Source organism: Burkholderia sp. Tr-862, from assembly GCF_011753085.1.
Taxonomy (GTDB): domain Bacteria; phylum Pseudomonadota; class Gammaproteobacteria; order Burkholderiales; family Burkholderiaceae; genus Burkholderia; species Burkholderia ambifaria.
Window position 1 is genome coordinate 1 of sequence record NZ_VWWG01000169.1, and the last position, 13,547, is coordinate 13,547.

General features: G+C 69.4%; 14 protein-coding genes. 5 read left to right on the top strand and 9 right to left on the bottom strand.

Annotated elements, in window-relative coordinates; all coding sequences use genetic code 11:
• Nucleotides 1–1,419, top strand: a 1,419-nt coding sequence (locus tag F3J14_RS29045) for an LssY C-terminal domain-containing protein (RefSeq protein ID WP_247682306.1), incomplete at its 5' end; no start/stop codon positions are given.
• A gap of 13 nt (nucleotides 1,420–1,432) precedes the next feature.
• On the opposite strand, the gene F3J14_RS29050 is transcribed toward F3J14_RS29045, so the two are convergent.
• The 6 genes from F3J14_RS29050 to F3J14_RS29075 form a co-directional block, all read right to left on the bottom strand.
• On the bottom strand, nucleotides 1,433–1,762 hold the full coding sequence (locus F3J14_RS29050) for an addiction module antidote protein (RefSeq protein WP_006752118.1): 330 nt from the start codon (nucleotides 1,760–1,762) through the stop codon (nucleotides 1,433–1,435).
• Nucleotides 1,759–2,091 (bottom strand): type II toxin-antitoxin system RelE/ParE family toxin, encoded by a 333-nt coding sequence (locus F3J14_RS29055; protein ID WP_166725875.1) that lies wholly within the window; start codon nucleotides 2,089–2,091, stop codon nucleotides 1,759–1,761. The genes F3J14_RS29050 and F3J14_RS29055 overlap by 4 nt, the downstream gene beginning before the upstream one ends.
• A 248-nt stretch (nucleotides 2,092–2,339) precedes the next feature.
• Nucleotides 2,340–2,486, bottom strand: coding sequence for a hypothetical protein (locus tag F3J14_RS35900; protein WP_247682307.1), 147 nt, complete (start codon nucleotides 2,484–2,486; stop codon nucleotides 2,340–2,342).
• Between the two features lie 189 nt (nucleotides 2,487–2,675).
• Nucleotides 2,676–5,126 carry an alpha/beta hydrolase fold domain-containing protein gene (locus F3J14_RS29065; protein WP_166725876.1) on the bottom strand — a complete coding sequence of 817 codons (2,451 nt, stop codon included), beginning with the start codon at nucleotides 5,124–5,126 and terminating at the stop codon, nucleotides 2,676–2,678.
• Nucleotides 5,113–6,840, bottom strand: coding sequence for a GMC family oxidoreductase N-terminal domain-containing protein (locus F3J14_RS29070; RefSeq protein ID WP_166725877.1), 1,728 nt, complete (start codon nucleotides 6,838–6,840; stop codon nucleotides 5,113–5,115). Before F3J14_RS29070 ends, F3J14_RS29065 begins: the two co-directional genes overlap by 14 nt.
• A gap of 25 nt (nucleotides 6,841–6,865) precedes the next feature.
• Nucleotides 6,866–8,287, bottom strand: a complete 1,422-nt coding sequence (locus F3J14_RS29075) for a coniferyl aldehyde dehydrogenase (protein WP_166725878.1) — start codon at nucleotides 8,285–8,287, stop codon at nucleotides 6,866–6,868.
• 145 nt (nucleotides 8,288–8,432) lie between these two features.
• On the opposite strand from F3J14_RS29075, the gene F3J14_RS29080 reads away from it, so the two are divergent.
• The gene (locus F3J14_RS29080; protein WP_166725879.1) at nucleotides 8,433–9,491 is read left to right on the top strand and encodes an AraC family transcriptional regulator; all 1,059 of its coding nucleotides are present in this window, start codon (nucleotides 8,433–8,435) and stop codon (nucleotides 9,489–9,491) included.
• A gap of 40 nt (nucleotides 9,492–9,531) precedes the next feature.
• On the top strand, nucleotides 9,532–10,041 hold the full coding sequence (locus F3J14_RS29085) for an N-acetyltransferase (protein WP_166725880.1): 510 nt from the start codon (nucleotides 9,532–9,534) through the stop codon (nucleotides 10,039–10,041).
• An 8-nt stretch (nucleotides 10,042–10,049) separates the two neighbouring features.
• Here the strand turns inward: F3J14_RS29085 and F3J14_RS29090 are convergent, their stop codons facing one another.
• From F3J14_RS29090 to F3J14_RS29095, 3 genes are all read right to left on the bottom strand, one after another.
• Nucleotides 10,050–11,003, bottom strand: a complete 954-nt coding sequence (locus F3J14_RS29090) for a leucyl aminopeptidase (protein ID WP_166725881.1) — start codon at nucleotides 11,001–11,003, stop codon at nucleotides 10,050–10,052.
• Nucleotides 11,004–11,061: 58 nt separating this feature from the next.
• Nucleotides 11,062–11,184, bottom strand: coding sequence for a hypothetical protein (locus tag F3J14_RS36115; protein ID WP_006752127.1), 123 nt, complete (start codon nucleotides 11,182–11,184; stop codon nucleotides 11,062–11,064).
• A gap of 359 nt (nucleotides 11,185–11,543) precedes the next feature.
• Nucleotides 11,544–11,999 carry an Lrp/AsnC family transcriptional regulator gene (locus F3J14_RS29095; RefSeq protein WP_126226574.1) on the bottom strand — a complete coding sequence of 152 codons (456 nt, stop codon included), beginning with the start codon at nucleotides 11,997–11,999 and terminating at the stop codon, nucleotides 11,544–11,546.
• Nucleotides 12,000–12,115: 116 nt separating this feature from the next.
• Here F3J14_RS29095 and F3J14_RS29100 point away from each other — a divergent pair, with 116 nt between their 5' ends.
• Nucleotides 12,116–12,661: an alpha/beta hydrolase gene (locus F3J14_RS29100; RefSeq protein WP_166725882.1), complete on the top strand. Its 546-nt coding sequence runs from the start codon at nucleotides 12,116–12,118 to the stop codon at nucleotides 12,659–12,661.
• 251 nt (nucleotides 12,662–12,912) lie between these two features.
• A partial coding sequence (locus F3J14_RS29105; protein ID WP_166725883.1) for a YbfB/YjiJ family MFS transporter occupies nucleotides 12,913–13,547 on the top strand: 635 nt, incomplete at its 3' end.

Below are 13,547 nucleotides of genomic sequence, written 5' to 3' on the forward strand. Positions count from 1 at the left end.
TCATGCACGGCCGCGCCGTTGCTGTGCCAGGCGACCGGCGCGGCCGTGCATGCATCCGCGCGCCGCTGGCCGCGCTTCGGCGCCTGGCTGCACGACGCGATCGACAAGGTGCGCCGCCTGCCGGGCGCGGTGCCCGTGTTCGCGCTGCTGTTCGTCGGCTGCGTGTGGCTGTTCGCCGGCATCGTGCAGGACGTCGTCGCGAACGATCCGCTGACGCACGCGGACATCGCGCTGTATGCGTTCCTGCAGAACCTGCGCACGCCGCCCGTGGATGCCACGATGCGCGCGCTCGCGGTGCTGCACGGACACGATACGGGGCTGATCGTCGCTGCCGCGTTTCTCGTCTGGCTGATGATCCATCGCTGCTGGGTGACGTCCGCCTGGTGGCTCGCGACGGTCGGCATCGCGGTCGTGCTCGTGCCGGCGTTCGGCGCCGGCATGCCCGGCACGTCGCCCGCGAGCCTGCCGCCCGGCGCGCTGCACGTGGCGTTGCCCGACGCCGACGCGGCATTCGCGATACTCGCGAGCAGCGGCATCGGCTGGGTGCTGACGCGCGAGCGGCCCGCGTCGTGGCGGATCCCGGTCGTGACGGCGGTCGTGCTGTGGATCGTGCTCGGCGGCTTCGCGCGGCTCTATGTTGGCGATACGTGGCTGTCGGGCCTGCTCGGCGGCTGGAGCCTCGGACTCGCGTGGTTCGCGGTGCTGGCGGGCGCCCATGCGTACTGGCGGGTGCACGAACACGTGCAGCCGCGCGGCGCGCTCGTCGCGGTGCTCGTCGTGCTCGCCACCGCCGGCGTGTGGACCGTGCCCGCGCAGTGGCAGCTCGATCGCGCGGCGCGTCCGCATGTCGGCGACGTCGTCGCAATGACCGTCGACCAGTGGATGCGCGGCGGCTGGCAGCGCGTGCCGACGCGGCGCACCGAGATCGGCGGCGATCGCGAGGAATATCTGCCGCTGCAATGGTGCGCGACGTCGGACACGCTCGACCGCCATCTGTCGCTGGCCGGCTGGCAGCGCGCGACGCCGTGGTCGCCCGCCACCGCGCTGCGCTGGCTGTCGCCGCAGGCGCCGGCCGATACGCTGCCCGTGTTGCCGCGCTACACGCACGGCGAGAGCACGCGCCGCGTGTTCGTGCGCATCGACGCGGCCCATCCGGACAGCCGCCTCGTGCTGCGGCTATGGCGTTATCCGTACGTGCTGCAGGATGCGCTCGGCACGCGGCCGCTGTGGTACGGCGCGCTGTATCGCGAGACGATGCATCGGCCCGTGCGGTTGATGACGGTCGTACGCACGACGACGCTCGACGATGCGGCGACGATCGCGCAGGCGCTGAAGATCGAGCCGACGATCGAGCGGCCGCCGGCGGGGACGAGCGCGGCGCCGCCCGCGATGGTGCTCGTGTGGATGGTGCAGCCTTGAAGCGCGCAACGCGTCAGGCGTGCGCCGGTTGCGCGGGGACGACGGACAGGCGCAGGCCGACCGTCTTGAGCACCGCGAGCAGGGTTTTCAGCGTCGGGTTGCCGTTGGGCGACAGCGTGCGATACAGCGATTCGCGGCTGATGCCGGCTTCGGCCGCGACCGCGCCGAGCCCGCCGTACGCTTCCGCGACCGTGCGCAGCGCGAGCAGCGCGGCCGCGCGGTTGTCGGGATCGTCGAGCGATTCCATCGCGACGCGCAGATAGGCCACCGCGAGCTCGCGGTCGGCACCGAGTTCGGCGACTTCCGCGTCGTGGTGCGATACCGCGCCTTTGAGCTTGTTCACATTTGCCTCCGTTTCCAGTTCAACCAGTGTTCGTGCGCACGCCTGATGTCGTCGGATTGGCCGCGCTTGTCGCCGCCGGCCAACAGCAGGATCAGCGCGCTGCCGTACCGGCCGAAGTACACGCGATAGCCGGCACCGACGTGGATGCGCAGTTCGATCACGCCTTCGCCGACAGGCTCGCAATCGCCGAAATTGCCGGTCTGCACGCGTCGCAGGCGTTCGCGAATCCGTGCCTGGATGACCTTGTCGCGGACGGCGTTCAGCCATTCGGTGAAAGGCTCGCGACCGTCGTCGCGCTGATAGCGAAGCAGTTCGAACTTGGAGAGCATTGTAACTTATAAGCTACATGAGGGATAGGGGTATCGACGGGATGGCGTGGCCTGCCGGATGAGGCTGATGAAGTGACGTGTAAGCGGGCCGACTGCCGAATCGAGACGAAGCACGACGCAAGGGCGCTGCGCAGGAATGCTCGCGGAGCCTTCGCGACTGGGGATTTCGGGCGATGAGGCCGGCTTCCCGAACGAGGATCATTCTTTCATTCGGGGCAGGCGATGACGATTCGGCCGAACGGCCGATCTCATCGGCGCGTGAGGACACGCGCCGTGCGGAGGAGGGATTGCTCGTCGAGCTGCGCGGTCACCGATTCGTGGAAGTCGAGCGGCTTGCTCCACGCGTCGGGCACGTCCTTGTGCTCGCCGCTCGCGTATCCGGCGAGTGTGAACACCTTGCCGGCGGCCGACGGATCGAGCGCGACCAGAGCGCGAGCACCTTCGCCTTGCGCTTGTCGCTCATCGTCACGATCACGTCGGCATGCTTGATATCGTTCGCGTTCAGTTGCGTCGAACGAGGCGCGGACGCGGCATTGCGCCGAAGCCGCGCCCCGCTGCCTCGATTGCCGGCATCGCCGGCATCACTACGCTGTCGCCGTCACCCGCTGCGCGGCAAACCCCGCCAGCGTCCGCAACGCGTCCCGCGCCGAGCGCAGATAGAACGCCTGCAGATGAAACACATGCCAGCGCGCGGCATGAATCTCCAGCCGGCACGGCACGCCGCACGCGAGCGCATGCGCCGTCAGTCGCTGCGCATCCGACAGCAGCACTTCCTGGTCGCCGGCCTGCACCAGGATCGGCGGCAGGCCGCGCAAGTCGGTGTCGAGTGGGCCGCGCGGGGCCACCGAGCCGTTACCGTGATACCAGCGCAACCCCTGTTCGAGCCAGCCGCGACGAATCATCGGATCGTCGTGGCGGCGCGATGCGAGCGTGTCGCCGCCCAGCGCCGGGTCGGTCACGGGCGCGATCAGCAGCAGCGCGGCGGCAGCGGGTTCGCCACGCTCGCGCAGCGCGATGGCGAGCGCCAGCGCGAGCGCGCCGCCGGCCGAATCGCCGGCAATCGCGATCCGGTGCGGCGCGTAGCCCAGCGCGCGCAACGCATCGTATGCGGCCAGGGCGTCGTCGAGTGCCGCCGGGCTCGGATGCTCGGGCGCGAGCCGGTAGTCGGGCACCCACACCGGCAGCCCGGCTTCGGTCGCGAGCCGCGTCGTCACGCCGCGATGCGTGTGCGGGCCGCCGAGGCAGAACGCGCCGCCGTGCAGGTAGAGGATCGCGCCGCCCGCGTCGCCGCGCTTCGGCGCGATCACTTCGACCGGCACGCCGGCGGCCGACGTCCGGTAACGCAGCGTGCCGCCCGCGCCCGGCATCAGCGGCGACAGCAACGCGACGACGCGGCGTTGCATGCGCGCGCCGAACGGCGGCCCGATCAGCGGCCGGAACGCGACGCGCAGAAAGCCGCGCAGCGACGCGGCGGCGAGTGCTTCCACGCGGCCGGCGGGCGGCGCGACGACGGCGCCGTGCGTCGGCGTGGCCGTGCCGGGCAGCGGCTGCGTGAAGCGATACGCGGACAGCCCCGTGAAGCGCGTGATCCATCGATAGGTCAGCGTGAAGCCGAGCCAGTTCGTGCTGTTGTGGCCCGATGCATCGACGTACCAGCTCTTGCAGCCGCTCCACACCGAACCCGCGAGCCGCTGCTGCACGTGCGCGTTGAAGCGCCGGTAGCGGCGCGGATCGACGTCGATCGCTGTCGCGCCGTTGCGCCGCATCGCGCGCACGCAGCGCATCACGTGCGCGATCTGGCTCTCGAGCATGTAGACGATCGAGTTGTGGCCGAGGTTGGTATTCGGGCCGTACAGCATGAAGAAGTTCGGGAAGCCCGGCACGGTGAGCCCGAGATACGCCTGCGCGCCACGCCGCCATGCATCGTTCAGGTCGAGCCCGTCGCGGCCGGTGATGCGCATCGGCGACAGGAACGCGGTCGCGGCGAAACCGGTGCCGTAGACGATCGCGTCGACCGGATGGTGCACGCCGTCGTCGGTTTCGATGCCGGTCTCGGTCACGCGCCGGATGCGCTGCGTGACGAGCTCGACGTTGTCGCGGTCGAGCGCGGCGAGGTAGTCGCTCGACAGCAGGATCCGCTTGCAGCCGATCGGATAGTCGGGCGTGAGCCGCGCGCGCAGCGCCGGGTCGCGCACGTCGCGCGCGAGCAGCTTGCGGAACGGCCGGCCGATCGCGACATCCATCAGCCCGTGCAGCCGCGTGAACGCGATCGCACGCGACTCGTAGCGCAGGTAGATCGACGCGCGATGCAGCTTCATCGCCCACGGCAGCCGGCGGAACAGCGCCTGCTCCCACGGGCGATACGCGCGATCCGGACGCGGCATCACGTAGGCCGGCGAACGCTGGAACACGACGAGGCGCTCGACCTCGCCGGCGATCGCGGGCACGAACTGGATCGCCGATGCGCCGGTGCCGACCACCGCCACGCGCTTGCCGGCGAGCGGATAGTCGGGATCCCAGTGCGCGGAGTGGAATGCGCGGCCGCGGAACGTGTCGATGCCGGGCAGGTTGGGCATCGCGGGGCGGCTCAACTGGCCGGTGCCGCTGACGAGCACGGCGGCGCTGAGCGTCGTGCCGTCGGCGAGCGTGACGTGCCACAGCGCACGGGCCTCGTCATGCTGCGCGCGCTCGACCTCGGCGCCGAAACGCAGATGGCGTGCAAGACCGTACTTGCGCGCACAGTGCTGCAGGTACGCATGGATTTCCGGTTGCGGCGCGAATACGCGCGACCAGTTCGGGTTGGGCTCGAACGAGAACGAGTACAGATGCGAGGGCACGTCGCACGCGGCGCCCGGGTAGCGGTTGTCGCGCCACACGCCGCCGACGTCGTGCGAGCGTTCGACGATCACGAAGTCGTGAATGCCGGCGCGTTGCAGCGCGATGGCCATGCCGATGCCGGCGAAGCCGGCGCCGATGATGATCGCCGACAGCGGCGCGGCCGGTTCGGCGGGACGTGCGGTTTCAGGCGACGACATGGCGGGTCTCCTCGGGCTGGATCGCATCGTGCGACGCGCACGATGCATAAACGGGATCGCGGTGCACCGGCGCGGCGGCCGGTTCGCGCTCCGTGTCGGCCGACGAGCATGCCGGCACGCGCCGCACGCCGCGGATCAGGTCGACGGCCTTCTCGGCGATCATGATCGTCGGCGCGTTGGTGTTGCCGCCGATCAGCGTCGGCATGATCGACGCATCGACGATGCGCAGCCCCTGCAGGCCGTGCACGCGCAATTGCGGATCGACGACCGCGAGCGCGTCGCGCCCCATCCGGCAGGTGCCGACCGGGTGATACACGGTGTCGGTGCGCCGGCGCAGCACGTCGCGGATCTCGTCGTCGGTCGTGACGTTCGCGGTGAACAGGTCGCGGGTGATCCATTCGGCAAGCGCCGGTGCCGCCATCAGCCGGCGCGTGAGCCGGAAGCCGGCGACCATGTCGTCGAGGTCGCGCGGGTCGTCGAAGAACGCGGGGTCGATGCGCGGCGCGGCGAGCGGATCGGTGCCATGCAGCGTGACCGAGCCGCGGCTGCGCGGTCGCAGCAGGCACACGTGGCACGACAGCCCGTGGCCGGCGTGCAGCCGGCGTGCGTGATCGTCGACGAGCGCGATGACGAAGTGCAGCTGGATGTCGGGTGCATCGAGACCGGCCCGCGTTTTCAGGAAGCCGCCGCCTTCCGCGAAATTCGACGTCAGCATCCCGCGCCGTTCGCGGCGAAAGCGCGCGAACTCGCGCAGCATGCGCAGGCCGCCGCGCACGGACACGCCCATCGTGTCGACGCTGCGTGTGCGGTAGCCGAGGATGAAGTCAGGATGATCCTGCAGGTTGCGGCCGACGCCGGGCAGGTCGGCGCGCACCGGAATGCCGAGCCGCTGCAGTTCGCCGGCCGGACCGACACCCGACAGCATCAGCAGCTGGGGCGTCTGCAGCGCGCCGGCCGCGAGCACGACTTCGCGCCGGGCGCGCAGCGTGCGCACTTCGCCGTGTTGCCGCACCTCGACACCCGTCGCACGCGTGCCGTCGAACAGGATGCGCAACACCTGCGCGTGCGTTTCGACCGTCAGGTTGTCGCGACGGCCGACGTGCGGCAGCAAATACGCGCGCGCCGCGCTCCACCGCTCGCCGTGCTTCTGCGTGACCTGATAGATGCCGACACCTTCCTGCTGCGCGCCGTTGAAGTCGTCGGTGAGCGGCAGGCCGGCCTGGCGCGCCGCTTCCAGGTAGCGCGCATGGAACGGGTTGCCGGTGCGCAGGTCGCTGACCCACAGCGGGCCGTCGCGGCCGTGAAAGGCGTCGTCGAAGCGCTCGTTGTGCTCGCTCAGGCGGAAATACGGCAGCACGTCGTCGTAGGACCAGCCTTCGTTGCCGAGCGCGGCCCAGCCGTCGTAATCGACGCGATGGCCGCGAATGTAGACCATCGCGTTGATCGCGGACGAACCGCCGAGCGCCTTGCCGCGCGGCTGATAGCCGATGCGCCCGCCGAGTCCGGGCTGCGGAACGGTGTCGAATGCCCAGTTGTTCACGCGGGTCGGCAGCATCGCGACCGCGCCGGTCGGCACGTTGACGACCGCGCTGTCGCCGCGGCCGCCGGCCTCGAGCACGCAGACGGTCACGGCCGGGTCCTCGGTCAGTCGTCCTGCGACGACGCATCCGCCCGAACCGCCGCCGACGACGAGGTAGTCGAAAGTCTTGCTCATGGAATCGTCTCCGGTGGTCGATGGATTACGCGATGCGCGTCAGCACGCGCAGCAGCAGCTCGAACGTCCTGCCGTACGGTGGGTGGAACAGCGCGGTGCCGCTGCGACGAGCCTGGTGGAACACGGGCTTGTGATGGCTGAAGGTGTCGAAGCCCCATTTGCCGTGATACGCGCCGATGCCGCTCGGGCCGACGCCGCCGAACGGCTGGTGTTCCTGCGCGAGATGCCACAGGCAGTCGTTGACCGTGACGCCGCCCGACACCGTTTCGCGCAGCACGCGGTCGCGGCGCGCCGCATCGCGGCCGAACCAGTACAGCGCGAGCGGGCGCGGGCCGCGATTCACGCGATCGATCGCGTCGTCGAGGTCCGTGTATTCGACGATCGGCAGCACGGGGCCGAAGATCTCCTCGCGCATCACCCGCATCGTGTCGCGCGCGCCGAGCACGAGCGTCGGCGCGAACTTGCGCGCGCCCGCGGCGAAACGTTCGCCGGCCGGATTGACTTCGAGCACGCGTGCGCCGCCGTCGCGCGCGTCGTCGACCAGCGCCGCGAGGCGGTCGCGATGCCGCGCGCCGATGATCGCCGTGTAGTCGGGGTTGCCCGCGAGCGTCGGGTAGCGGCGCGCGATCGCGTCCGCCAGGCGCGCGGCGACGGTCTCGGCGGTGCCGGCCGGCACCAGCAGATAGTCGGGCGCGATGCAGGTCTGGCCGGCATTGAGCAGCTTGCCGAACGCGATGCGCCCGGCCGCGTGCGCGACGTCGCACGACGGGTCGAGGATCGCGGGCGACTTGCCGCCGAGTTCCAGCGTGACGGGCGTCAGGTTCGCGGCCGCGGCTTGTGCGACGTCGCGCCCGACCGCGGTCGAGCCGGTGAAGAACAGATGGTCGAACGGCAGGCGCGCGAACGCCTTCGCGGTGTCGACGTCGCCCGTCACGATGCCCAGCTCGTCGGCGTCGAACGCGTCGGCGACGAGCGTGTCGAGCAGGGCCGACAGTCGCGGCGTCAGTTCCGACGGCTTGATCAGCACGCGGTTGCCCGCGGCGAGCGCCGCGACCGCGGGGCCGATCGCGAGCTGAAGCGGATAGTTCCACGGGGCCATCACGCCGACGACGCCGCGCGGCTGCGGCACGAGCCGGTTGTAGCCGGGCCGGAAGTGCGGCGCGGTCGGCACGCGGCGTTCGCGCATCCAGTGCCGCAGGTGCGCGCGGGCATGGCGCAGGCTGCTTCGAACCACGAAGAGTTCGGCGAGGCGCGTTTCGTGCGCGGAGCGTCCGCCGAAATCGGCGTCGATCGCGCGCACGATCGACGCTTCATGCGTGTCGAGCAGCGCGCGCAGGCGATCGAGCCGCGACAGGCGGATCGCGAGCGGCGGGGCGGGGGCGCGGGCGAATGCTTCGCGCTGGCGTTCGAAGCGGGCCGCGAGATCGGGCGGGCGACTCGGTCGCATGGTGTCTCCTCCGGGGGGGCATGGGTGTCGTTCAGGCGACGACTGATGACGCCGATGGTGCGGGCCGCATGGGAAAACACCAATGCTGCTTCGGGACAATTGTTTTAGTATTTGGGCCAAATCGGCGCTTCGAGGGTTTCTCCGCATGAGCTTCTGGGACTTCACCCGGAGTCCGGCCAGTGCCCGGCTGCTGGTCGATTTCGGCGACGAGCGCGGCGTGTCGCGCACGAAGCTGCTGGCCGGCACGGGCCTCGCGGACGCGCAGCTCGACGATCCGAACGTCGAGGTGACGGCCGCGCAGGAACTGCGGCTGACCAGCAATCTGCTGCGCGCGCTTGGGCGTGCGCCGGGCCTCGGGTTCGAGGTCGGGCAGCGCTATCACTTCTCCGCATACGGCGTGTGGGGCTACGGACTGATCGCGAGCGCGACCACGCGCGACGCGCTGGCGCTCGCGATGCGCTTCCTGCCGCTCACGTATGCGTTCACGGTGATCACGTACCGCGAGGAGTCGCGGTCGTGCGTGCTCAATTTCGGCGCGCCGGAGCTCGATGCCGACCTGAGCCGGTTCCTCGTCGAACGCGACATGACGGCCGCCGCCGTGCTGCTGCAGGAAATCGGCGGCGACGATTTCGCGTTGTCGCGCTTCACGATGCAGGCCGCGAGCGCGGCGAGCGCATCCGCGTCCACACGCGCGCCCGCACCGCGCATCGCCGGTGTCGAACCCGCGTTCGGCGCGCGTGCGAACAGCCTCGCGTTCGACCGCGAGTTTCTCGACCGGCCGCTGCCGCATGCGAACCCGCTGACGGTCTCGATGTGCGAGCAGATGTGCGGCCAGCTGGTCGAGGCGCGGCGCGCGCGGGTCGGCACGTCGGAGATGGTGCGGCAATACCTGACGGCGACGCCCGGCAACGTGCCGTTCTCGCTCGAGGACATGGCGCGGCTGATGAACACGAGCCCGCGCACGCTGAAGCGCCGGCTGCAGGAGGAAGGCACGACGTTCCGCACGCTGCTCGCGCAGGCGCGCGGCGCGATGGCCGAGACGCTGCTCGGCGATGCCCACCTGTCGCTGACGGAAGTCGCCGAGCGGCTCGGCTTCAGCGACCTGTCGAGCTTCTCGCAGGCATTCAAGCGCTGGTATGGTGTGCCGCCGGGCACCTATCGCAGCGGCCTGCTGCGCGACGGCGCCCGCCCCGACGCGGCGTAGCGCCACGCGCCTTCCCCAACCCTTTCGCGAGAGAACCCGCATGATCACGCTTCGCCCGATGACCGAAGACGACTTCCCCCGCTTCTGGCCCACCTACCACGCGATCGTCGCCGCGCAGGAGACCTACGCATTCGATCCGGCGCCGACGCGCGAAGCCGCCCGCGCGCTGTGGCTCGACGCACCGCTGTGCACGTGGGTCGCCGAGGAGGACGGCGTGCTGCTCGGCTCGTACTACCTGAAGGCGAATGCGGCCGGGCCCGGCAATCACGTGTGCAACTGCGGCTATATGGTCGCCGACGCGGCGCGCGGCAAGGGCGTCGCGCGCCTGATGTGCGAGCACTCGCAGCAAGTGGCCCGCGAACGCGGCTTCCTCGCGATGCAGTTCAACTCGGTGGTCGCGACGAACGAAGTGGCGGTCGCGTTGTGGCAGAAGCTCGGCTTCGAGATCGTCGGCCGCTTGCCGCGCGCGTATCGTCATGCGCGGCTCGGCTTCGTCGATTGCCTCGTGATGTTCAAGTGGCTCGGCGACGCGGCGGCCGCCGAAGCCTGATTCCCCGCTCAGACGGCGAACGCGCCGTCGAACACGACCTGCCCGTCGAACGCGAGCGTGCCGCGCGCGAAGATCAGGTCGAGGTGATGGCTGCCGTTCGCGCCGCCGCCGAGGCCGAGATGCAGGCCCGGATGGCGTTCCTCGAACCCGGCGTTGCGGCCGTACAGCCCGCGGATGCCCAGGTTCGTGCCGATGCCGAATTCCTCGATGCGCCGGTGATTGTCGTGCCGGTCGAGATACGACGCGAAGTCGCGCCGGAAGCCCGCGTCGTCGCTGTCGAAATCGACGATCAGGCTGTCTTCGACATGCAGCGTCGCGAGCCGCTCCGCCACACGGTACTTGATCGCGAACGGCACGGTGCCGAGAAACGTGCCGCTGAACACGATCGAGCCGTGCAGGTCGGTGACGTGCGTCGCGATTTCGCCGGGAACGACGTCGAGATTGCCCATCCCGTCCACGCTCGTCCATTTCTGTTCCGGCGCGAGCGAGCCGGTCAGCGTGTTGCCGGCTTCGTCGATGAAACGGATCTCTGACGCGCGCGCGGCCGCGTCGATCAGCCGGCCGTTGCGCGCGGCGATGTCGTCGAGCGATTCGGCGAACGCCTCGTCGAGATGCGGGCCGTAATCCTTGAACAGCACCGACTTGCTCCAGTGCTCGACGATCGCGGGGCGGATCGCGGCCAGGAACGGCGGGCCGCTCGGCGACGGCGTCGGCAGGCACGACGAGTCGTACAGCAGCACGAACAGGTCGGCGTGCGTGAGCGCGGCGGTGATCTCCGCGGGCGGGGTGCTTTCGAGGCAGAGGGTCGTCGCGTCGAGCGAGTCGGGCAGGGCGGAAAACGCGCGCAATGCGGTGTCGCGGTTGCGGGTGTCGTAGCCGACCAGCAGTTGTCCCGTCTCGCCGCGTGCGAGTTTGTCGCGCAGCGCCGGGTGAAAACCCAGCGCGCGATGCAGGTTCAGCATGCGTGTCTCCGGAAGCGGCGGAAGGGCCGCAGCCCTTCCGCGGGAACGGGCTGGCCGCTCAGACCGGCCAGAGCGCGGTGCCGAACGGCACCACGGCATCCTCCACCATCATGTCGACGGCCTCGGGGTGCGTGTCTTCCTGCATCCAGTCAAGCAATTCGATTTGCCGGGTTTCCTGCATGTCAATTCTCCTGTGGTGAACATGAGTGATTCAACATGAAAGCGCGGTAAAGGGATTACCGCCCTCATCCGGAATTTTTTGAATACCGGGCGAGTGGCGTCGATATTAGTCTGACGATTTCACGAATGCAATGCGTTGCAAGGTTTTTAGCCGGAGCGTGCTAAACATGCGGGTTCGCTGAAAATCGTGCGATCAACGCGAATGAATCGAATCTCGAAGGCCACGATTTTTTATTGAATATCGGGGCATGATCTATAAATCGACTCGCGTGAATTTTTAAATCCGAAGTCCAATTGCGTCGATCGTTTCGATTTTTATCATTCGCGAGCGATGCGTGCGTCGCGGCACCGTTACCGGTTTCAACCCAGCAGAGCCTTGCCGAGCGGCTTGACGGGCTCGGACCGGAGCACCAGGGACGTCGTGACCGCGCCGAACCGGGCAATTGCGTCGATGATGGTCTCGAGCTGGCCGGGCGTCGGCACGAGCACTTTCAGCAGGAAGCAATCCTCGCCGGTCATCCGGTGAATCTCGATCACGTGCGGCATCTCGGCAAACGCACTCAACGCGGGCTTGATGTGTTCGTGCGTCGTTCTGAGCCGGATGATGGCCATCATTCCCAACCCGAGCGCCGCCGGATCGATCCGTGCGGTGTAGCCGGCGATGATGCCGCGCTCCTCGAGGCGCTTGACGCGTTCCGACGTCGCCGGTTGCGACAGGCCAATGCGCCGGCCGATTTCGGACAACGGCATCCGCGCATTCTCCTGCAGCGCTTCGATGATCGAAATGTCGAGGCGATCCAGTTCTCCGTCGGGCATGTCGGCATTCCTGTTCCGTTAATTCATCGGGATTCTGTCTCAATATCCGATGACTTGCCATTCCACGCGGAAGTCGTTCGGACCAGACTGGGCACCTCATGTTCATGGAGGCGGGAATGGATCGAAGCATCGTCATCGTGCCGGGAATCGGCAACTCGGGAGCAGATCACTGGCAGACTTACTGGGAGACGGCGCTTACTGGTGCGACGCGCATCGCGCCGGCGTCGTGGGACACGCCCGACTTGATCGACTGGATCACGGCGCTCGATGCGGCCGTCGCGGCTGCCCGGACCCCGCCGATCGTGGTGTGCCATTCCCTCGGCTGCCTGTTGTTCGCGCATTGGCGTGCGGCCGCGGCACGCCCGGTGCGCGGGGCCTTTCTCGTGGCGGTACCCGATCCGGACGGCCCGCGTTTCCCGGCCGCCGCGCAGGCGTTCGCGCGTGTGCCGGACGGGGATTTCGGCGACCGGCCGGTGGCGGCGATCGCCAGTTCGGACGATCCGTACGACCCGTACGGACGAGCAATCGGGTGGGCGGCGGCACGCGGTGCGACACCGCTCGTGCTCGGCGCACGTGGCCACGTGAACGCGGCTTCCGGATTGGCGCAGTGGGACGAGGGGCGGGCGCTCTTCACCGCCTTTACCGCCGGATTGGGTGCGTAGCGCATGCCGGGCGTCGGCGCGCCGCGGTTTGCGGGCGGCGTACGGCATCGCTGCTGCCGGCACAGGCAGTGCTCGCGGCCGGTCAAGTATCATCGGTCGAGCGGCGCACCGGTTCCGGCAGTCGGGACCGGCGCCCGCCATAACACGGAATCCGCAGCGACGACACCACGGCTCACGGCCGTCAAGCAAGCCGCGTCGGCGTTGCGGGACCCAGGCCCGGATCGGCCCCGAACCACGATGGAGACACCGCGATGCGCGCAGCGCCGCAACCGGAGCACGCCGGCCGAGCACGGCCGGATGCGAGCGTTACCGAACCCGACCGCATGGCCGCATGGCGGCTCGCGATCTGCCTGTCGCTCGGCAGCGCGATCGCGCTCGGCCTCGCACGCTTCTCGTATGCACTGCTGTTGCCGCCGATGAAGGCCGATCTCGGCTGGACCTTCGCGCAGGCCGGCGCGCTGAATACGGCGAACGCAGCCGGCTACTTGATCGGCGCGCTCATTTTCCCGTTCCTGTCGCGGCGCTGGCGCACGGGCACGCTGCTGGCGGCCGGCTGCGCGCTGACCGCGGTGCTGATGGCCGCATGCGGGCTCACGTCCGGCATGAACGCGCTGCTCGTCGAGCGGCTTGCGACGGGCGTCGGCAGCGCACTGATCTTCATCAGCGGCGGCGTGCTGGCCGCGCGCCTCGCGTCCGCGGCGCCGCGCGATGCGGGGCTCCTGCTCGGGCTCTATTACGGCGGCACGGGGTGGGGCGTCGTCGCGTCGTCGCTGCTCGTGCCGGCGACGCTCGTGCATCGCGCGCATGGCTGGCAACCCGCGTGGTTCGCGCTCGCGTTCGCGTGCGTGCTGTTCTCCGCTGCAGCCGTGTCGGCGGCACGCCGCAT